The organism is Bacillus sp. CGMCC 1.60114, from assembly GCF_042676365.1.
In the GTDB taxonomy this organism is placed as follows: domain Bacteria; phylum Bacillota; class Bacilli; order Bacillales; family Bacillaceae_G; genus Bacillus_A; species Bacillus_A rhizoplanae_A.
This window is the reverse complement of sequence record NZ_JBHTHG010000118.1, coordinates 777,068-796,584: the sequence shown is the minus strand read 5'-3', so window position 1 is coordinate 796,584 and position 19,517 is coordinate 777,068. Positions and strand designations below refer to the sequence as shown.

Here is a 19,517-nt window from a genome sequence, read left to right as displayed (position 1 = left end):
ACTATCCAGTTAGGTGAAATCATATGAACCTAAAAAAGGTGTTTTTCTCTTTAGCTTTTCAATAGTTATGTTTATTGTTGCTGATAGAGATCAAAAGATGTTGTTGACTGCTGCAGAAATAAAAAGAAGCATTCAAACAAAATTCCTTCTCCTTGAAGTGAGATTGAAGCAAAGAAGATTTGAGTAAACGGTTAAGATTGAAATAATAGAGAGAGCCCTCGAAAGTTATAGGACTCTCTCTTTGTTTTTGATTTCTCTGAAATTTCTCATTGATTTCTAATTTCTTTATTATTTTCTTCTAATTTAGAGACCTTAAAGTGAAATTAAGCTTAAATAAAAGGAGGATGCTCAGAAATCTATATTTTTATACAGATTTTTTGTGAATAGTAGCTTTAAATTTCTTAAATTGAAAGAAAAGATAAAGGAATAGAAAGGGGAAAAATAAGTGTCTATTATTTCAAAAATTTTAGATTACAATAATACTTTTGTAGATCAAAAAGAATATAAAGAATTCTATACCACAAAATATCCAGACAAAAAAATAGTCATCCTAACTTGTATGGATACCCGTTTATTGGAATTGCTTCCAAAAGCAATGGGGCTGAGAAATGGGGATGCGAAAATTATTAAAAACGCTGGAGCTGTTGTCTCTCACTCTTTTGGCAGCATTATGCGAAGTATTCTTGTGGCCATTTATGAATTGAAAACTGAAGAGGTGTGTGTAATTGGGCATCATGGATGCGGCATGATAGGCCTTCATCCTTCTTCCATTCTTGAAGCTGCAAAGAAAAATGGAATTAGTAAAGATCGAATTGATACCCTATCGAACGCTGGTATTGATTTATCTAAATGGCTGACGGGCTTTCATTGCGTAGAGGAGAGTGTCAGAAATAGTGTCCATTTGATCAAAAATCACCCTTTAATGCCAGATAATGTTGCCATTCACGGTATGGTCATTCATCCCGAGACAGGTAAATTAGATCTTGTTGTAGATGGATATAGCAATGTTAATTCTAGAAACAATGAAATAATTAGTGTGTAAAGGAAGGATGTTATAAATGATTACCTCTAGCAGGTTTTATGGATACAATTTAGGGCATTTTCAAAAAGATCTCGTCGCCGGATTGGTAGTTGGAATTGTGGCGATTCCTTTAGCGATGGCTTTTGCCATTGCTTCCGGAGTGAGGCCGGAGTACGGTATCTACACGACGATTATTGCTGGAATTCTTGTTTCTCTTTTAGGTGGTTCCAAGTATCAAATTGCAGGCCCTACTGGAGCTTTTGTTCCTATCCTATTTGGGGTTGTTATGCAATATGGATATGAGAACTTATTGATTGCTGGTTTGTTGGCGGGGATCATTCTGGTTCTTATGGGTGCTTTAAAACTAGGAAAATTAATAAATTTTATCCCTCGTCCTGTTACCATAGGATTCACTGCTGGTATAGCCGTAATCATTTTTTCCGGGCAAATTGCAAACTTTTTAGGACTTCGTAATATAAAGAAGCAAGAAACATTTCTTTTAAATATGAAAGAAATAGTGATTAATCTAGGAACGATCAATATATATAGTGTCGTTACTGCAGGCATTTGCCTGTCTGTTATTCTGTTAGCACCTAGATTTTTTAAGCGTATTCCTGGTGCACTATTAGGGCTGCTGATTTCCAGTTTAGCAGCTACATTCTTCTTTCCAAATCAGGTGGCTACCATCGGTTCCACCTTCGGATCAATACCAAGCCAATTACCTAGCTTTGATTTTCCTGAAATAACATGGAAAACGATTGTAAATCTTCTTCCTGCTGCTTGTGTGATTGCAGCATTAGGAGGAATCGAATCCTTATTATCTGCTATGGTCGCGGATGGAATGACAAATAGCAAACATAATAGCAACAAGGAACTCATTGCACAAGGAATAGCCAATATGATCACGTCATTATTTGGTGGAATTCCTGCTACGGGTGCGATTGCTCGAACGGCTACCAATATAAAAAATGGTGCCGCATCTCCGATATCGGGAATTATACATGGGGTTGTTGTTTTACTTGTGTTGTTACTCTTGTCACCATATGCATCTCATATTCCATTGGCAAGCATGGCTCCTATCCTAATGTTTGTAGCATGGAATATGAGTGAACGAAAAGAATTCGTACATATTTTTAAAACTAAAACAGGGGATTCTCTGGTGTTAGTTGTTACATTTCTCCTTACGGTTTTTACTGACCTAACAACTGGCGTTGGAATTGGATTGCTTCTAGCTATACTTGCGTTTGTGAAGAGAATGAGTAGTGCTTTGAAAATTTCCAAAGTGTTGCCAGATCCACTCGATAAGTATGTGAAGCCAGAAATCGTGGAGAAAGGTTCAAATTGTCCTCAAATCAGTATGTATACGATTGAAGGCCCCATCTTTTTTGGATCAACAGAATTATTTGAGAGGTCTATTGAGAACACTATTCAATCTAGGCCAAAAATCTTACTATTACGCATGAGTAAAGTTTCTTTTATAGATACATCGGGTGAAGCTATGCTTGTAAGTATTATGAAACGAATGAAAGAACAAGGTGGTAAAATTATTGTATCCGGTATCCAACAACAGCCAAGGGAACTATTACAAAGAACCGGACTATATGAAAAGATAGGCGAGGAGTACTTTTTTAAACGTACAGGGCACGCTATTAATTATGCATTGACACAATTAAATATTAAAGAATGTATGAGCTGTGAGCATTTTGCTTTTAGTGAATGTTCTAAGTTGTCTAATCAGCCAATTGAAACAAAACAACGGAAAAAACGGATTGTGGACTCTAGTGCAAATATGGGGTTCTAGACTCTTTTAAGCACATTTTTATTGAAAGTCTTGATGCTTGTACAGAAAGAATTATAGAACATGTTAATGCCAAGACAGAAGCTTTAAACATACGAGTTTTTATCGTAGAAACAGGCATTCAACAAATAAAGAGATAGTAAAGTATGCGGAGCTTTCGTGCTCCGTTTTTTTGTTTGTTAGCTTGGATTACGTCTAACGGTAGCCTTTAAAATACGCCCTTCACATTCCTTGAGGTAGTAGTATTCTCGCCTATTTTAGATAAAAAGTTCTTTCAAGTGATGTTGCTCGGCTGAATTTAACTCTTTAATCTCTGTAACTGAGGGACTTACTCCTTTTTGAGTTGTTAACAAAATAGCTAAAAAAGGCATACTCATGGTAGTTGCTAATCTAGCAAACGATGTACCTACAATAATGTTAACTCCTAATGGATGGATCTTAGGTAAATTCAATAAAAATCCGTCCTTCATTATATTTTATATAACCGTCCATTTTATAATGATATTTTATTTTTTGCAAAAGACAAAAAATTAATATTTTGTGAAAAAATAATGAAAAATAAACGAAATTATCAAATAACGGTCTAAATTATTGTAATAATTTGGTATAATAGGAAGTGAATTGGATGAATTTGAATATTCAAATTATTAAGAGGGAGATTTAGCATGTTACCTGAGGTGTTAAATAGTAAAGAACACTTTGAACAGGCAAAACAAAAAATTGAAGTATTGTGGGTTAAAGGAACTGATTTTTTCAAAAGAAGAAGTAGAGGCAGCTAAAGTAAATAATAGGATGTTGTTATTAGATATGGACTTTACAAGTGAATGTAAATTACATTGTTATTATTGTGATCGCACTCCCGATCGTTTTAACAAAGGAGAGCGTCAGCCACTAAAAACGGAAGATAGAAAGAGTTTAATTTTACAAGCAAAAGAATTAGGAGCACGTACTGTAGAATTTCCTGGATCTGGAGAGCCGATGATTGATGAAGGATTCTGGGAAGTGATTGAATTTATTCATAAAAATGAAATGACACCAGTTATTTTTACAAGTGGATGGCATTTAGATGATGAATCAATTGATCGTTTATATAAACTAGGTGCGACTATATTTTTAAAGTATAACTCTACAAGTCCGGAAATTAATGATGACATTGTTAAGGTTAAAGGATATGGTGCTTATCTAGAGAAAGTCCTTGAAAAGTTAGTTGTGAAAGGGTTTACAAAAACGATACCGACAAGATTGGCAATTGATTTGGTTGTCACACCTAGAAATTTAGAGGGATGTATAATAGATTAGGTAATGATTCATTCGGTGTTATCATTTTTGACACACATTTTGATTTTAGAGATCCGTTAAAAGGTAAAGAGCATTCTGGTCATTGGCTAAAGACTTTGCAGGATAAGATTGATTATAATAATGTCGCAATTATAGGGATTGGAGCACCTATTTATTCCAATTATTACATGGAAGAATTAGAAAGAAGAGGCGCTAAAATTTGGACGTTATATGATTTTAGAAAAATGGGAAGAGAAAGAGTTATAGAAGACGCTATAAACCATGTAACAAAATCTACCAATGGAATATATTTATCTGTAGATATTGATTCTATGGATCAGGCTTTTATATCAGGATGTAGTGTTCCTAATCCTAATGGATTATACCCACATGAGGTAATTGATAGCATTTATGAAATTGCATTAAAGTCTAAAGTGGTTGGAATAGATGTTAATGAAGTAAGTCCTTGGTATGATCATCAACAAAATTATACACCACACGTTGCAGCAAATATTATATTAAATTTTATGGCTGGTGTTATGAAGAGCCATCTTTCATAAAGGTTTTGATTATGTAATAAGTCTTTATGAAAGAAAAATGTTTTAAGTAAATTAATTAATGCTTGAAAAATAAGCAATTGCACAACAGATAAAAATCAATGTTTTTTCTTCGAAATCTCTCGCATGATAATGATACATCCATTGTTATTTTACCTTGATATACATTTCATTGATTCTTCAGGAGTTGTTTATTTGCTTAAGATGACCATGTATTCATTTTCAGAATGTAAGATTATAAAAATGAGAGTTCAAATGAAAAGGGGAATTGAAATGAAAAAATTTATGCTAGCTCTAACGTCTTTGTTCACTGCTTCAGCATTCTCTATGTCTACAGTTTCAGCTGCATCGGACACATCAGAGGCATCAGATATATACAAGAACTTTGCAGAATTATCAGCGCATTATCAAAAAGGTATAGATTATACTATTGAAACCCAAGATATACCAAATTCTGATGTGATCATTCTAGCAATTCACGGTGGAGAAATCGAATTTGGAACTGACCAAATTGCAAAAAAAATTGCCCTAGGTGATTACAGTTACTACATATTTAATGCTAAAAAAAAGGAGGACTCTAATGGTGATGAGCGAAATGATTTGCATCTAACTTCTACCCATTACGACGATCCATTAGCTTTGAAAATGACAGCACAAAAAAGCAAAGTTGTTTCTATTCATGGTGCGAAAGGAACAGAAAAACTAGTTTACATGGGCGGACTCGATGAGGAATTAAAGACGAAGATTTCGAATAAATTGTCCAGCGCAGGTTTCAGTATTGGGACTACACCTGACAACTTAAAGGGAACCAGCCCAGAGAATATCGTAAATAAGGGTAAAAATTTAAAAGGCGCGCAATTGGAGCTCACCTATGACTTGCGTACCGAACTCACAAATGATTCTTCCAAGATGAAAAAATTCAGTGATGCTATTCGTTCAGCGATAGCTGAGTCACAGTGATGGTAATTTCGGCCCAATTTAAGTTTTGTGACTTCGTAAAAATGATAGGAGATCAAGTGCATTAGTTAGAGTAGGTATACCAGGTAAATATGCTAATTTTAGCATATCTGGTGAGAGGACCCCTACCTCAAGCGTAAAGCGGTAGGTGGGGGTAGTTCAATGTAGCGCTGGTTAAAGAAAATACATATGCTGTGGACCTTTTAGGATAGATATAGTTATGCAAAAATGATAGCAAGGGAATCATTTTAAGCTTATGAATAAATCGTCTGTTTTATATTCAATTAAATTAAAATTGTAAAAATATAAGAGCATTGAAAAGAAATTAGTTGCCTTGACAAGCGGATTGTGACATGTGATTATCTTATTTAGTTTGGATTTTCAGTAATATTATCTCCGCTTTAATCATGTGAAGGGCGTAACCAAATGGTAAGTAGGGGTGAACAATAATTATTTGTTGAGTTCATCAATATGGATTAAGATCTCATCTTACGCTAACAAATGATTTCTGAAGGATGGATGAAGCATATTACTACAAGGTTTAAAAAATTCGCACCAAGATTCGGAACGGAAATAGGAACAACGTTTAGAGATATTCTTGTTGATGTTGTAAGTGAAACTGTTAAAAAGAGCTTGTGGCCATAAGCTTTTAAGAAATAGCATCCATAATGGGTGCTATTTTCTTTGTTGTATGGAAATTACATAATTACTGAACAAAATGGACATTTGAATAGGGTAGGATATTACAACATTGTAAGGCATATGTAAGGAAAATGAATATCTCTATTTAAACATAATAGATAAACTAACAGTACATATGAATCAACTAAAGATAGTAATTGATAAGGAGTAAATAGATGGCGTGGCTAATATTCATCATCGCATATGGATTGTTCTTACTATATTGTGTACATACAGCTGAGGAAGTTGACGAGTTGATGGACTTGCGACCGCAAAACAAACAAAGATAAGAGGACAAAAGATGTGGCGTATCAAATGACAATTTTTAATCATGTTTCCCAGGAAGTGATGAAACGTTATATAGGAATCACACAAGATGAGATTGATGCATAGACAAAAGGAACCCATAAGGATTCCTTTTGTCATTCCGAATGATATAACTTAAACCCATATTTTTAAGATAGTGTTTAAGTTATATTACTTCATTTAATCTAGTTTCATTTACAGATTCAAATATGCTAGAAGAGCTGTTTGTAGTATTATTAGGTTCTTTGTCTTTTTCTGAATGGAATTATTTTAGAATCTCTAAAATAATCCATAATGGCACACCTTTGTCTTTTAACATCTTCCACAAATCTACTTCAGTAAACTTATGGTTAGTTTTTTTGTTTCTTTATCAGATAATCGAATATCAAATTTAATAGAATCATCTTGTTTGTTGTCATTAACTTTATTAGTAGAGAAATTATTTTTATCATTTTCCACAACGTTTGAATGATTTGTTTTTTCAGATTGATACATTGTATTTATAGGCATTCCAATTCTCACTTTTACACACCCCTTTAATAATTATATATAAGAATAAAATAATTTCATTTTTTTGGATAAAATGTAAATAAAAATTTAAAATACCATTTGTATTAGCATTTACAGTAGCTTAATAGCTGCTTTTTTATTTTGCATAAAAAAGAACCTAAGGAAGCTAGGTTCAAAAGAAAAGATTTGTTATAAAAGGTACGAAAATAGATTGGAATAACATACTGGTTAAACATATAACTAGATTAAAGTCATTAGAAATAGTTTAGATATATACAAGAGTTTATTGTATGGATGAGTTAAAACATTTTACTTCCTAATGAATATAGAGGTGGTGTGGTGATGTGACGTGAAGTGAAAATACGAGTTGGCACAAGAAGCTTACATGCAAGGAATGAAATATAAGGAACTTACTGAGAAATATGAAGTGAGCATTAATACAATTAAATCATGAAAGACCAGGTACAATTGGAATCGGAATAGTGTGCATACAAAATGATAAACCAAAGAAAATGGGTGCACCTAAAGGAAACAAAAACATAGTCGGTAATCGTAACCCTAATACAGAGTGGATTGTTTGGGCAGAACTTAACGGATATTACTGTATTGGTGCAAATGAGTGGATTATAGGAGAAGTTGTAATAATTAAGTAAATAACGAAACCCGGTTTTTTTATGGGCTGGATTTTTTTTATGCTTTTTGATGACCTTTTCCATCGGTATCAAATATATAAAAAGGTTTATTTTCTTGTCCAGCTCGGAATGATACTGACACTTGATCGAAGTCTTATTATTTTTATTCATTTTATCTAATTTAACTATACTTAGATTCACCAAAATCTGTTTAACTTGTGAGATATATTTGGAATCTGCTTCTATGCTGACAACTAAGTCGTATGTAAAAGCATACTTATTGTTATATGTACTTATAATATCGCTATCATCTGAAGAAATATCTGAAGAGTTTGTAATTGGAATATAATGAGTGGTTGGAAAGTTCCTGTAATTCATTTTTTTACAGTTACCTCTTATCGAGAAAAGAAGCTAGAGCGAATGACCACTAAGTATGATGTGTTTGCGAAGGTTTATTTGATTCAAGAAATATAAAAGTGCTAACAAGTTTGCAAACGAACTTGTAAACACTTATACAAAAAAGATATAAAATGTCGCTGATATATCCTTGATTATTTATCTATTTTAAAAAGATATCAAGTATTAAAAAATAATCTTGCATAACTATTTTATTCATAATAAAGATAAAAAAACATTGTCTGAATTGAAAGAATATTTTATAATTTAAAACAGATATTATGTTTCGAAAATCGGAATTGATGTTCCGAAATACGGAACGAAGGAGGGCCTCATGAGTTATAACAAAACAGCAGTGAAAACAATGAGCATTTTAGAACTATTTTATGAGCATGAAACGTTAACATTAGCTGAGATGGTGAAATTAACTGATATGCCTAAAACATCAGTATACCGTCTTATTGGATCGCTTGAAGAAATGGGTTTGTTGCAAAAAACAATAGATGGTTCATACAGGTTAGGATTTGTTTTTTTACGATTTGGTCAGCTTGTTTCAGAGAGATTATCTTTACGGAAAATTGCGAAGCCTTATATGGAAAAATTGCAAAAAGAAGTCGGACAAGCAGTTAATTTAATTATTCAAGATGGTAATGAAGCTATTTATATTGAAAAGATTGATGGTGATCAACCTGTACGTGTATATACAGCTATTGGGCGGCGAGCTCCACTCTATGCCGGAGCGTGTCCACGTATTTTGCTTACATATTTTTCAAAAGAAGAACAAGAAAATTATATAAGCAATACGACATTTGTTCCATTTGCAAAGGGCACAGTTACAGATGAAAATGAATTACGTGATATGTTGCAAACTGCAAAGGATAACGGTTATACCATTAGTTATTCAGAACTTGAAAATCATACAGCGGCTATAGCTGCTCCGATTTTTGGAAGTGATGATATGGTTGTTGGGGGCATGAGCATTTCGGGACTAGAAGCTGAGTATGATGAAACAGCAATTATAAAATGGATTGAAAATCTTACCCAAACAACGAAGCAAGTATCAATAGAATTAGGATGGAAAGAAAAGAAGGTAGGGGAATAATGAAGTTTTCAGCATTAGGTGATCAAGCGATTGTCGTAACATTTGGACAGAAAATCAATATGGAGATTTATAGGAAAGTGCAATCTTTATTTGAGGCGTTACAAAATGTACCATTTGCTGGGATGATAGAATGTGTTCCTTCTTATACATCTGTGACTATTTATTATGATTCTTACACATTGTATAGGGAGAAAAAGATAAATGTGTCACCATATGATTATGTTTGTTATCATGTGCAGTCCCTTTTGCAAGCTGAGAATCATAAGGAAATGAAAGAATATGAATATATATCTATTCCAGTTTGTTACGGCGGAGAATACGGTCCTGATTTGGAAGAAGTAGCAAAGCATCATGGGTTAACAACAGAGGATGTAATTCGTATTCATAGTGAATCCACTTATTTTGTTTATATGCTTGGTTTTACACCAGGATTTCCTTATTTAGGAGGTATGTCGCAACGGATTGCAACTCCACGAAAACATACTCCTCGATTAAAGATTCCAGCAGGATCTGTTGGAATCGGTGGAAGTCAAACGGGTATATATCCACTTGAAACACCAGGCGGATGGAATATTATCGGACGCACACCGATTTCTTTATTTCGTCCTCAAAAAGTACCGCCTACTTATCTAAAAAGTGGTATGTATTTACGTTTCATCCCCATAACAGAAACAGAATTTCAGCAATGGGAGGATGAGAATGTATGAATATAGAGGTGTTACAACAAGGAATGTTGACAACTGTACAAGATTTAGGTAGACATACATATCAACAATACGGTGTACCAGTTGGCGGAGCGATGGACACAGTTGCACTTAGAATTGCAAATATGTTAGTTGGGAATGAAGAAGGGGAAGCTGGATTAGAAATTACGATTATTGGGCCAAAGCTATTAATTAAGCAGACGACATTAATTGCAATTGGCGGTGCGCATATGGAACCGCTTTTAAATGGAAAACGAGTTCCATTGTGGCGCCCGGTATTAGTCAAAGAGGGAAGTATGCTTTGTTTTAAGAAAATTCAGTCAGGGTGCAGAGCATATGTAGCATTTGCTGGTGGAATTCATGTTCCGGCTGTAATGCAGAGCAAAAGTACGTATATGCGAGCTAATTTAGGTGGAATGGAAGGTCGTGCTTTACAAAAGGGTGATCAATTGCAAATAGGAACACCTTCCCTTTGGGCAAAGAATGTTATACAGCAACTTGTAAATGAAAAACGAGATACAACGATGTGGGGAATAAACTCTAGTTGTTTACCAAACTATCATAATTGTCCTAAGATTCGTGTCGTGGAAGGATTAGAGTTTGAAAAGTTTACAGAAGAGAGTCGGCGTACTTTTTTCAAAAAGCAATTTAAAATTTCCAATTATGCAGATCGAATGGGTTATCGTATAGACGGGGAGCAGGTAATGGTAGAGGGAAAATTAGAGTTGTTATCAGATACTGTGACATATGGGACAATCCAAGTACCACCTGAAGGACAGCCTATTATATTAATGGCAGATCGTCAAACAACAGGGGGATATCCGCGAATTGCCAATGTAATTTCAATTGATATACCGCTGCTTGCACAATTAAAGCCAGGAGACTATCTTTCATTTTCAAAAATTTCAGTAATAGAAGCACAGCAGCTATATATAAAACAAGAACAGACAATGAATCTTTTAAAAATGTTCATTAAGCTGAAAGGAGAAAAAGCATGAATGTAGTGGATTTAAATTGTGATTTAGGAGAAAGTTTTGGAGTATATAACATTGGAAATGATGATGCGATTCTACCTTATGTTTCATCAGTAAACATTGCTTGTGGATTTCATGCTGGTGATCCTTCAGTTATGCATAGTACAGTTGCAAAAGCGCTAGAACATCGTGTTTCAATAGGTGCGCATCCAGGCTTACCAGACCTTATAGGTTTTGGAAGAAGAATGATGCATGTTTCACCAGATGAAGTGTACGATTATATGATTTATCAAATCGGAGCATTAGATGGTTTCATTCGTGCATTGGGTGGGAAAATGAACCATGTTAAACCGCACGGTGCACTCTATAATCTAGCAGCAGTAAATTCAGAAATCGCAGATGCAATTGCAAAAGCTATTTATAAAGTAAATCCGGATCTTCTTTTATTCGGATTAGCAAGTAGCGAATTTGTGAGTGCAGGAGAAAAATATAATCTTCGTGTTGTGCAAGAGGTATTTGCAGATCGAACGTATCAATGTAACGGGACTTTAACAAATCGTACAGAATCGAATGCATTGATTACAAATGAAGAAGATGCGATAAGACAAGTATTGCAAATGGTGCAAAAAGGGAATGTTCAAGCTGTTGATGGGACTATCGTTTCAATTGCAGCGCATACAATTTGTATTCATGGGGATGGCATGCATGCCGTTGATTATGCGAAAGGCATTTACAATGCACTGCAGCAGGCACAAATTAATATTTGTGCACCTTAACACGTAAAAAAGATAGGGGGATTACGTATGGTAAAATTGATTGGGATTTTACTTGTAGCAGTTGGTTTTTTATTCCGACTTAATACATTGTTAGTTGTTATGGTAGCTGGAATTGTAACAGGGATGGTATCCGGTATGTCATTTCATGAAGTGATAAGTCTATTTGGGAAATTCTTTATAGAAAATCGATATATGTCCATGCCAATTCTATTAACACTTCCGGTTATCGGGATTTTAGAGCGTTACGGATTGAAAGAACGAGCGGAAACACTGATTACAAAATCAAAAGGAGCAACAACTGGACGCGTTCTTCTATCGTATTTCACTATTCGCGAAGCAACTGCAGCGATTGGGCTTAACATTGGAGGACATGCACAAGCAGTAAGACCACTTGTTGCACCAATGGCGGAAGGGGCAGCGCATGCTCGTTATGGAAAACTTCCAGAGAAGTTAAGAGAAAAAATTAAAGCATATGCAGCGGCAGCAGAAAATACAGCATGGTTTTTTGGAGAAGATATTTTTATTGCAACGGGAGCAATTTTATTAATGAAAGGATTTTTTGATTCTGTCGGTATGCATGTTGGTGTGTGGGATATGGCACTTTGGGGGATTCCAACAGCAATTTCTGCATTTATTGTAAGTTGGATCCGTTTTCGTCAAATTGATAGACATATAGACGACGTCATGAAACAAGAAGAGAATCAAAATAAGGAGGCGATGTAGCGTGAAATTAATTACACTGGATACAATTTATTATCTACTTGGTATTATTGTTGCTTTTATTGCAATTCGTGTTGCTTTTGATCGTCAACATCCGAATCGTTTCGGTTCTAGTTTGTTTTGGGCGTTGTTTGCAATTACATTTTTATTTGGAAATATCATACCCTCGTTTTATGTCGGTTGTCTCGTTTTAGTTATGGTTATTTTAGCATCATTAAACAAAGTAACAAAATCAAATGAACAAGAAGCACCAGTAGAGGAGCGTGTAAAACATGCAGCAAAATTAGGGAATAAAATTTTCATGCCAGCTATTTTAATCCCTTTGTTTACTATTATCGGAACGCTCACACTTGGAAAATTGAAATTTGGAAATATATTTGTTGTGGATCCTGAAAAAGTAACGCTAATTGCACTAGCATTAGGTGCATTAGTTGCCTTTGCTTTTGCGATGGCCATTACAAAAGCAAAAGTGACAGAGCCAGTTCAAGAAGGAAGCCGTTTACTGCAAGCAGTTGGATGGGCCGTTATTTTACCACAAATGCTGGCTGCTCTTGGCGGTATATTTGCTAAGTCTGGAGTTGGACAGGTAGTGGCGGATTTAGTTGGAAAAGTATTGCCGACTGAATATCCATTCGTGGCTGTCATGGCATATTGCTTAGGAATGATGTTATTTACAATGGTAATGGGAAATGCGTTCGCTGCTTTTGCTGTTATTACGGGCGGGATTGGATTGCCGCTTATTGTTCAAATGCACGGCGGAAACCCAGCGATTATGGCAGCGCTTGGTATGTTTGCTGGGTATTGCGGTACATTGCTAACGCCGATGGCTGCTAACTTTAACATCGTTCCAGCAATGTTATTAGAGCTTAAAGATAAAAATGCTGTTATTAAAGCGCAAGCGCCAGTTGCCGTCGCAATTTTTGTAATTAATATGCTTGTTATGTACGCACTTGTATATCGATTTTAAAGGAGGTGGGATTGATGAAAAAAATTTTACTAACAGGATTTGAACCATTTGGAGGAGAAAAAATCAATCCTGCTTGGGAAGTTGCTAAACAACTTGATCAAAAAAGAATAGGAGAATATACAATCGTTAGTAAACAAATTCCTACGGTTTTTCATACATCCTTACAAATGCTAGAATCTTATATTGATGAAGTAGATCCAGCTCTTGTCGTGTGTATTGGACAAGCAGGAGGGCGTTCCGACATTACAGTTGAGCGCGTTGCAATTAATGTAGATGATGCAAGAATTCCTGATAATATGGGAAATCAACCGATTGATATACCAGTGATTGATGATGGTCCAGTGGCGTATTGGTCAACACTTCCCATAAAAGCGATTGTGAAGCAACTTCGTGAAGGAGGAATTCCAGCATCTGTTTCACAAACAGCAGGGACGTTTGTCTGTAATCATCTTTTTTACGGACTTATGCACATATTAGCTAAACAGGAAGAGCATATTTCTGGTGGTTTTGTACATATTCCGTTTTTACCGGAACAAGCGAGTGCATATTCTGGTCAACCGAGCATGTCACTTTCTAACATTACAAAAGGAATAGAGCTTTTAATACAAACAGCTTTGGAAGTAAAAATAGATATAGTAGTAGCAGAAGGTACAACGCATTAAGAAAAAATTTCTAAGTTGTTGCATATGCCTGTTATAATGAAAGAAGAAATATACATAGAGGTGAATGTTGTGCAGCATTATGGAGAAGTGCGTTCTATCATTGACAATGCTAAGAAGATTACGGTGTTAACTGGGGCAGGTGCAAGTACAGAGAGTGGGATTCCAGACTTTCGATCAGCAAACGGTTTGTATGCAGATGCAAATGTAGAAATGTATTTATCAAGAGGATATTATAATCGAAACCCGAAAGATTTTTGGAAACATTATAAAGCAATCTTTCAAATTGAAACATTTCATCAATATAAGCCGAATAGAGGACATGTATTTATTGCGCAGTTAGAAGAGAGCGGAAAAGATCTTGTTGTTTTAACACAAAATATTGATGGACTTCATCAATTAGGCGGAAGTAAACGTGTCATTGATTTACATGGTACATTACAATCTGCTCATTGTCCAAAGTGTCGTACGAAATATAACTTACAATATATGATTGCACATGAAGTGCCGCGCTGTGAGAAGTGTAATTTCATTTTAAATCCTGACGTTGTGTTATATGGAGACACATTGCCTCAATTTCAAACAGCCATTGAACGCTTGTATGAAACAGATGTATTGCTTGTAATGGGAACGTCGTTAAAAGTACAGCCTGTAGCGTCATTCCCGCAAATAGCAAAACGAGAAATAGGGGCAACGACAATCCTTATTAATGACGAGCGAACGGGGCAAGAATCGTATTTTGATTATGCGTTTCATGAAACAATTGGAGAATTTGTGGATGGATTTTTAAGAACAGAAGATGTAAACTAAAAAAATTTAAAAAGAAGGGCACATATGAAACGATCATATGTGCCTTCTCTTTTTTGAACACTACATTTTTATATTATTTTTTCAGCGATAAACCATAAACAATCGTTTCACTTGGTGTTGTAATTTTAAAGCCTGTATTGTAATCTAGCGTCATTGTGTTTCCGATATAATCTTTTGTGAAGTCATCGATTTGAATAACAAGCTGTTCATCTTCAAATACGACATCATTGGCATGATATTCATCGACAATTAAATCGATATTCACATAGACAGTACAGGTATTGCCTATAGTTCCTTTTACTCTAATGATTGTTTTACCTCCATTTTGTAATTGTTGCAGTTTTTCTTTTGCTGTATTTGTAACACGAATATTCATGTAATCCCTTCCTTTTCTTAAACTCTTATTCTATTATGGCAAAAATATAATGAACCGGCTACTCGGGCACATAAGAAAACCTATCAACTTTCGTTGATAGGTTGTTATTTTTAAAGCTCACATTTATCTAATGGAATGACTTTTGTTTTCTTTGTAAATTTATAACCTAACCAAAGTATTAAGAAAAGAGGTAGGCCAATATATGAAACGAGTATACCGTCCCAGTCAATAGATTTTCCCATAAATGCACCGTAGTTTTGACCAAGAATAACGATTAAACATAGTACAAATGCAAAGATAGGACCGAATGGGAACCATTTTGCTTTATATGGTAAGTCATTTAAATCTTTTCCTTGTGCGATGTATGCCTTACGGAAACGGTAGTGACTAATTGCAATTCCGATCCAAGCGATGAAGCCTGACATACCAGAAGCATTTAAGAGCCATACATAGACCACGCCATCACCGAATAAAGAAGCTAAGAAAGCAGCACATCCAACTAATGATGTTGCAATCAATGCATTTACAGGTATACCACGACTATTTAGTTTTCCTAAAAATTTAGGTGCTTTACCTTGGTTTGCTAGATCCCAAAGCATACGTGATGCTGCATACATACCAGAGTTACCAGCAGACAGAACAGCTGTTAAAATAACGGCGTTCATTACTGATGCCGCAAAGGCAACACCTGCTTTAGCGAATACAAGTGTAAATGGACTTACTGTCACATCACTTGCTGCAAGGTTTTTGTCTGTATATGGAATGAGTAAACCAATTACAAGAATTGCTAAAATATAGAACAGTAGAATTCGCCAAAAGATGCTGCGAATTGCTTTTGGAATACTGCGTTGTGGATCTTTAGTTTCCCCAGCCGCAACTCCTAATAATTCTGTTCCTTGGAATGAAAATCCGGCTGCCATAAACACACCAATAATTGCCATGAAGCCGCCGCTAAACGGTGCATCTGCAACTGTGAAGTTTTTAAAACCAACTGGTTCTCCGCCCATAATACCGAAAATCATAAGAAAACCGACAATTAAAAAGGCGATAACAGTTACAACTTTAATAAGTGCAAACCAATATTCAGCTTCCCCAAATCCTTTAACAGATAAATAATTTAAAAGGAACATAATAGCTAAACAAATACCACTCCAAAGCAGGGAAGAAGTATTTGGGAACCAATACTTCATAATTAATGTAACTGCAGAGAGTTCAGCAGCAATCGTGATGGCCCAGTTATACCAGTAGTTCCAACCTAATGCAAACCCAAGAGATGGATCAACAAATCTTGTTGCGTATGTGCTGAAAGATCCTGCTACAGGGATGTACGATGCTAATTCTGCTAAACTTGTCATTAAAAAATATACCATAATACCAATTGCAGCATAGGCGACGAGAGCGCCACCAGGACCAGCTGTGTGGACAACTCCACCGCTTGCTAGGAATAAACCTGTTCCAATTGTACCACCAAGTGAAATCATTGTAAGATGGCGAGATTTCAATCCACGTTTTAGCTCACCATGTGTTTGTGCAGATTGACTTGTAGATGTAGAGGTAACTTTTGTAGTTGCGCCGTTCATTTTCAACACTCCTTTTCTTGTTAGATGGGAAGGAGCGGGGGGAATTAAAAAAACCGCCAAAAGAATTTAGCGGAGCATTTCAAAAATAGCCACCCCATCATACCTTCCGTTAAGATAGCGCCCCACATTTACACGGTAATTTTGTAAACGTGACAGTTCTGTTCCTATTCGAAAACAGCCCCAGCATATACTTCCAGAGAAGAAGCATAAACTTCGGCAGCTTTTCCTTTCATTCGGAGTTATTGACGTTCTCTGTGTCTCGTCCGGACTACTAATAAAAGCCGCAACCTCTACCTCATCGGATTGATGAGGATTTTTCTATTGCTATGATTTTTAATATATCGCAATTGTAATGATTTTCTGGGAATATTGCAAGGACTTTTTTGTAGAAAAAAAGAGAAAAAAGAACGGCTATTTTAGAAAAGCGCTTTCAAAACTCATCCCGATCCTAAAAAATATGTAATATGTAACCTCTTGTTGAAAAAGGTTATACAATAGTTTCGCATTGTGTTTCAAAAAATCCTTTAAAATTAACAGAAAATTGAGACAAATAAATTTCGACAAAATATATTGTCGAAAAGGAGACTAAAAGAAAACAAGCTTCCCTTTATGGGGAAACTTGTTTTTGTTTGTTATATACAATTTTTTTGTTTGTATGTTGTGATTGATTACGAGTCGTAATTATCAGTGCAATTGTAACGGCAAGACCTATTGCAATGTAAGAAAGAAATATTATATCTTGATCTATTCTAAAAGCTGTTAATAGCGTACGAATGTTAGTAAAAATAATAAGCCCTCCGACAAGAACCCCAAGTAAATGTGAAGGAACAATTCGTACTAACCATGCAGCAATAGGTGCTGCAATAATACCGCCAAGCATAAGAGCAAACACCCAAAACCAACTGATCTGTTCCCAGCCAAGAGAAATGAAAAATCCCAATGTGGCAGCTAATGAGACAGGAAATTCACTCGTATCTACAGAACCTACAACTTTTCTTGCTTCATTCCCGCGTGCAAGTAAAACAGGAGTAGTAATAGGTCCCCAGCCGCCACCGCCTGTTGAATCTACAAAACCTGCAAAAAGGCCAAGTGGAATTAATTGCTTACCAGACAGACGTTTATTATTTGTTTGAACAACTTGTTTTTGTAAAATAAATCTTAATAAGATATATACACCTAACACGAATAAAAACACTGAAATATACGGTTTAATTAAATTTCCTGGTAAGTTACTTAAAAAGCAAGCACCTACAAAAGCGCCAATGGCACCTGGTAATGTTAGCCTTGAAACAGTATATTTATCGACATTTCCAAATCGGATATGTGAAATACCAGAAGCGGCAGTTGTAACAACTTCGGCTAAATGAACAGATGCTGAAGCAACGGCTGGTGCAATTCCAAACATGAGTAATAATGAAGAAGATGTTACCCCATAAGCCATTCCTAAAGCTCCATCAATGAGTTGTGCAAAAAAACCAATGATAGCAAAGACAATTAATTTTTGCATGTTTAATACCTCCGTTTATAATAAAGTGAAACTACCATCAGTGGAGGTTCTTTATCCTCTATTAATGGTTAGTTGAATTTTACGGACAGTTTTCTCCCATCTATCTCCTTTGACTTCTCAGAATCTTGAGGAGGGAGTGTTACTGCCCAAAAGTAGCGAGATAAAATAAAAAAGGCTCCTTTCTCTAATGAGAAAAGAGCCTTTGGTTTTCCAATCAGCTTTATCATATTCTAATTTTTTTCATTATAATACACATTAATCATATAAAACAACTGGGTTTTCTATAAAATTTTGAATTGCAAGAAATAAATGAAAAGTAATACACTAAAAATAATAAAAGTAAGGATGGTGATGAGATGTTACAGTTTGATCATCTTGTTCACGTAGTTCAATGCTCTCCAGCTGAAGTGATAAAACAAATGAAGATACTCGGATTTCATACAGTACAAGGAGGAGAGCATACGAATTGGGGGACATATAATAGCTTATGTTATTTTGATTTGGCGTATATTGAGTTTTTAGCAGTTCAGAACAAAGAAGCCGCAAACAGAGCAGAGAATCCTCTCATTCAGCAAACTGTTCATAAGTTGCAAAAAGGGGAAGGGATGATCCAAATTGCATTGCGTACAGAACATATGGAAGAGCTTGCTAAGAAATTATTGGAGAAAGGGTTTCATATAAATGGTCCATTGGAGGGAAAACGTTTAAGAGATGATGGTACTCTATTAAGCTGGAAAATGCTATTCATTGAACAGGAGGATGGCGGTCCTAGATTCCCGTTTTTTATTGAGTGGGGTGAATCGGATGGAAAAAGAAGAGCAGATTTACAGAAAAAAGGAGTGATTTCACTTCATGACAATAATGTAATTGGAATGAAAACAGTGTTTTACGCTGTTAATAATGTAAATGAAACAAGCAAACTATGGGAAGAGTTATTGCAAATAGAAATGAGTACACCAAAAATAGATAAAGAGTGGAATGCGGTATTTCGAAGTTTCTCTCTTGGGAAAATAACAATTCAACTTTGTGAACCGATAGGAAATGGAGTGGTACAGAATCAATTACAGAACTGCGGGGAGGTACCATTTGCTGTAGAGTTTCAAGGAGACAAGGAGAATAAGAGTGTATATCAGATATCGAATGGGATGTACATATTTTAGGAGGAATCAAGGTGAACGAAGTAATAAGACAATTACCAGAGCATAC

20 protein-coding genes, 3 pseudogenes and 1 riboswitch are annotated in these 19,517 nt (G+C 35.3%); of the genes and pseudogenes, 18 read left to right on the top strand and 5 right to left on the bottom strand.

Going from position 1 to position 19,517, the window contains the following annotated elements:
- The first annotated feature begins 13 nt into the window (after window positions 1-13).
- From ACFQZ1_RS25320 to ACFQZ1_RS25310, 3 genes are all read left to right on the top strand, one after another.
- Window positions 14-187, top strand: a complete 174-nt coding sequence (locus ACFQZ1_RS25320) for a hypothetical protein (protein ID WP_377884919.1) — start codon at window positions 14-16, stop codon at window positions 185-187.
- Between the two features lie 258 nt (window positions 188-445).
- Window positions 446-1,042 (top strand): beta-class carbonic anhydrase, encoded by a 597-nt coding sequence (locus tag ACFQZ1_RS25315; RefSeq protein ID WP_377884917.1) that lies wholly within the window; start codon window positions 446-448, stop codon window positions 1,040-1,042.
- Window positions 1,043-1,058: 16 nt separating this feature from the next.
- Complete coding sequence (locus ACFQZ1_RS25310; protein WP_377884916.1) at window positions 1,059-2,822, top strand: SulP family inorganic anion transporter; 1,764 nt, start codon at window positions 1,059-1,061, stop codon at window positions 2,820-2,822.
- Window positions 2,823-3,076: 254 nt separating this feature from the next.
- On the opposite strand, the gene ACFQZ1_RS25305 is transcribed toward ACFQZ1_RS25310, so the two are convergent.
- A complete protein-coding gene (locus ACFQZ1_RS25305) occupies window positions 3,077-3,271 on the bottom strand; it encodes a hypothetical protein (RefSeq protein ID WP_377884988.1) in 195 nt (64 codons plus the stop codon).
- A gap of 355 nt (window positions 3,272-3,626) precedes the next feature.
- Between ACFQZ1_RS25305 and ACFQZ1_RS25300 the strand changes: the two genes are divergently transcribed.
- From ACFQZ1_RS25300 to ACFQZ1_RS26735, 4 genes are all read left to right on the top strand, one after another.
- A complete protein-coding gene (locus ACFQZ1_RS25300; protein ID WP_377884915.1) occupies window positions 3,627-4,118 on the top strand; it encodes a radical SAM protein in 492 nt (163 codons plus the stop codon).
- Entirely contained in the window at window positions 4,103-4,657 is a 555-nt protein-coding gene (locus ACFQZ1_RS25295; RefSeq protein WP_377884914.1) for an arginase family protein, read from the top strand. The genes ACFQZ1_RS25300 and ACFQZ1_RS25295 overlap by 16 nt, the downstream gene beginning before the upstream one ends.
- 270 nt (window positions 4,658-4,927) lie before the next feature.
- On the top strand, window positions 4,928-5,614 hold the full coding sequence (locus ACFQZ1_RS25290) for a poly-gamma-glutamate hydrolase family protein (protein WP_377884913.1): 687 nt from the start codon (window positions 4,928-4,930) through the stop codon (window positions 5,612-5,614).
- A gap of 498 nt (window positions 5,615-6,112) precedes the next feature.
- Entirely contained in the window at window positions 6,113-6,256 is a 144-nt protein-coding gene (locus ACFQZ1_RS26735) for a DUF2321 domain-containing protein (protein WP_483861721.1), read from the top strand.
- A 508-nt stretch (window positions 6,257-6,764) separates the two neighbouring features.
- On the opposite strand, the pseudogene ACFQZ1_RS25285 reads toward ACFQZ1_RS26735, so the two are convergent.
- A pseudogene (locus ACFQZ1_RS25285) lies at window positions 6,765-7,120 on the bottom strand (DUF3914 domain-containing protein).
- A gap of 373 nt (window positions 7,121-7,493) precedes the next feature.
- Here ACFQZ1_RS25285 and ACFQZ1_RS25280 point away from each other — a divergent pair.
- From ACFQZ1_RS25280 to ACFQZ1_RS25240, 10 genes and pseudogenes are all read left to right on the top strand, one after another.
- A pseudogene (locus tag ACFQZ1_RS25280) lies at window positions 7,494-7,680 on the top strand (hypothetical protein); the annotation flags it as partial.
- A gap of 420 nt (window positions 7,681-8,100) precedes the next feature.
- Window positions 8,101-8,214 (top strand): annotated as a pseudogene (locus ACFQZ1_RS26730) (replication-relaxation family protein); the annotation flags it as partial.
- Window positions 8,215-8,470: 256 nt separating this feature from the next.
- Window positions 8,471-9,238 (top strand): IclR family transcriptional regulator, encoded by a 768-nt coding sequence (locus ACFQZ1_RS25275; RefSeq protein ID WP_377884912.1) that lies wholly within the window; start codon window positions 8,471-8,473, stop codon window positions 9,236-9,238.
- Window positions 9,238-9,945 (top strand): 5-oxoprolinase subunit PxpB, encoded by a 708-nt coding sequence (gene pxpB, locus ACFQZ1_RS25270; protein ID WP_377884910.1) that lies wholly within the window; start codon window positions 9,238-9,240, stop codon window positions 9,943-9,945. Before ACFQZ1_RS25275 ends, pxpB begins: the two co-directional genes overlap by 1 nt.
- Complete coding sequence (locus ACFQZ1_RS25265; protein ID WP_377884909.1) at window positions 9,942-10,940, top strand: 5-oxoprolinase subunit C family protein; 999 nt, start codon at window positions 9,942-9,944, stop codon at window positions 10,938-10,940. Before pxpB ends, ACFQZ1_RS25265 begins: the two co-directional genes overlap by 4 nt.
- Window positions 10,937-11,692 (top strand): 5-oxoprolinase subunit PxpA, encoded by a 756-nt coding sequence (gene pxpA / locus ACFQZ1_RS25260; protein ID WP_377884908.1) that lies wholly within the window; start codon window positions 10,937-10,939, stop codon window positions 11,690-11,692. Before ACFQZ1_RS25265 ends, pxpA begins: the two co-directional genes overlap by 4 nt.
- Window positions 11,693-11,719: 27 nt before the next feature.
- Complete coding sequence (locus ACFQZ1_RS25255) at window positions 11,720-12,415, top strand: DUF969 domain-containing protein (RefSeq protein ID WP_377884907.1); 696 nt, start codon at window positions 11,720-11,722, stop codon at window positions 12,413-12,415.
- Between the two features lies 1 nt (window position 12,416).
- Window positions 12,417-13,379, top strand: a complete 963-nt coding sequence (locus ACFQZ1_RS25250; protein ID WP_377884906.1) for a DUF979 domain-containing protein — start codon at window positions 12,417-12,419, stop codon at window positions 13,377-13,379.
- A 14-nt stretch (window positions 13,380-13,393) separates the two neighbouring features.
- Entirely contained in the window at window positions 13,394-14,041 is a 648-nt protein-coding gene (gene pcp, locus ACFQZ1_RS25245) for a pyroglutamyl-peptidase I (RefSeq protein WP_377884905.1), read from the top strand.
- A 24-nt stretch (window positions 14,042-14,065) separates the two neighbouring features.
- Entirely contained in the window at window positions 14,066-14,848 is a 783-nt protein-coding gene (locus ACFQZ1_RS25240) for an NAD-dependent protein deacylase (protein WP_377884904.1), read from the top strand.
- A 73-nt stretch (window positions 14,849-14,921) separates the two neighbouring features.
- Here the strand turns inward: ACFQZ1_RS25240 and ACFQZ1_RS25235 are convergent, their stop codons facing one another.
- From ACFQZ1_RS25235 to ACFQZ1_RS25225, 3 genes are all read right to left on the bottom strand, one after another.
- Complete coding sequence (locus tag ACFQZ1_RS25235) at window positions 14,922-15,224, bottom strand: iron-sulfur cluster biosynthesis family protein (protein ID WP_377884903.1); 303 nt, start codon at window positions 15,222-15,224, stop codon at window positions 14,922-14,924.
- Between the two features lie 110 nt (window positions 15,225-15,334).
- The gene (locus tag ACFQZ1_RS25230) at window positions 15,335-16,804 is read right to left on the bottom strand and encodes an amino acid permease (RefSeq protein WP_377884902.1); all 1,470 of its coding nucleotides are present in this window, start codon (window positions 16,802-16,804) and stop codon (window positions 15,335-15,337) included.
- 107 nt (window positions 16,805-16,911) lie between these two features.
- Window positions 16,912-17,105, bottom strand: a riboswitch (Lysine riboswitch).
- A 306-nt stretch (window positions 17,106-17,411) separates the two neighbouring features.
- Window positions 17,412-18,311 carry a sulfite exporter TauE/SafE family protein gene (locus ACFQZ1_RS25225; RefSeq protein ID WP_377884901.1) on the bottom strand — a complete coding sequence of 300 codons (900 nt, stop codon included), beginning with the start codon at window positions 18,309-18,311 and terminating at the stop codon, window positions 17,412-17,414.
- Between the two features lie 356 nt (window positions 18,312-18,667).
- Here ACFQZ1_RS25225 and ACFQZ1_RS25220 point away from each other — a divergent pair, with 356 nt between their 5' ends.
- Window positions 18,668-19,471: a VOC family protein gene (locus tag ACFQZ1_RS25220; protein ID WP_377884900.1), complete on the top strand. Its 804-nt coding sequence runs from the start codon at window positions 18,668-18,670 to the stop codon at window positions 19,469-19,471.
- The last annotated feature ends 46 nt before the right edge of the window (window positions 19,472-19,517 follow it).

Excerpts from the sequence above, each read along its gene's own strand:
- ACFQZ1_RS25300 (WP_377884915.1), top strand. The coding sequence starts at position 3,627 with ATGGACTTTACAAGTGAATGTAAATTACATTGTTATTATTGTGATCGC.
- ACFQZ1_RS26735 (WP_483861721.1), top strand. The coding sequence starts at position 6,113 with ATGATTTCTGAAGGATGGATGAAGCATATTACTACAAGGTTTAAAAAA.
- ACFQZ1_RS25255 (WP_377884907.1), top strand. The coding sequence starts at position 11,720 with ATGGTAAAATTGATTGGGATTTTACTTGTAGCAGTTGGTTTTTTATTC.
- ACFQZ1_RS25265 (WP_377884909.1), top strand. The coding sequence starts at position 9,942 with ATGAATATAGAGGTGTTACAACAAGGAATGTTGACAACTGTACAAGAT.
- pxpA (WP_377884908.1), top strand. The coding sequence starts at position 10,937 with ATGAATGTAGTGGATTTAAATTGTGATTTAGGAGAAAGTTTTGGAGTA.
- pxpB (WP_377884910.1), top strand. The coding sequence starts at position 9,238 with ATGAAGTTTTCAGCATTAGGTGATCAAGCGATTGTCGTAACATTTGGA.
- ACFQZ1_RS25310 (WP_377884916.1), top strand. The coding sequence starts at position 1,059 with ATGATTACCTCTAGCAGGTTTTATGGATACAATTTAGGGCATTTTCAA.
- ACFQZ1_RS25295 (WP_377884914.1), top strand. The coding sequence starts at position 4,103 with ATGTATAATAGATTAGGTAATGATTCATTCGGTGTTATCATTTTTGAC.
- ACFQZ1_RS25290 (WP_377884913.1), top strand. The coding sequence starts at position 4,928 with ATGAAAAAATTTATGCTAGCTCTAACGTCTTTGTTCACTGCTTCAGCA.
- ACFQZ1_RS25240 (WP_377884904.1), top strand. The coding sequence starts at position 14,066 with ATGCCTGTTATAATGAAAGAAGAAATATACATAGAGGTGAATGTTGTG.
- ACFQZ1_RS25230 (WP_377884902.1), bottom strand. The coding sequence starts at position 16,804 with ATGAACGGCGCAACTACAAAAGTTACCTCTACATCTACAAGTCAATCT.
- ACFQZ1_RS25225 (WP_377884901.1), bottom strand. The coding sequence starts at position 18,311 with ATGCAAAAATTAATTGTCTTTGCTATCATTGGTTTTTTTGCACAACTC.
- ACFQZ1_RS25235 (WP_377884903.1), bottom strand. The coding sequence starts at position 15,224 with ATGAATATTCGTGTTACAAATACAGCAAAAGAAAAACTGCAACAATTA.
- ACFQZ1_RS25220 (WP_377884900.1), top strand. The coding sequence starts at position 18,668 with ATGTTACAGTTTGATCATCTTGTTCACGTAGTTCAATGCTCTCCAGCT.
- pcp (WP_377884905.1), top strand. The coding sequence starts at position 13,394 with ATGAAAAAAATTTTACTAACAGGATTTGAACCATTTGGAGGAGAAAAA.
- ACFQZ1_RS25275 (WP_377884912.1), top strand. The coding sequence starts at position 8,471 with ATGAGTTATAACAAAACAGCAGTGAAAACAATGAGCATTTTAGAACTA.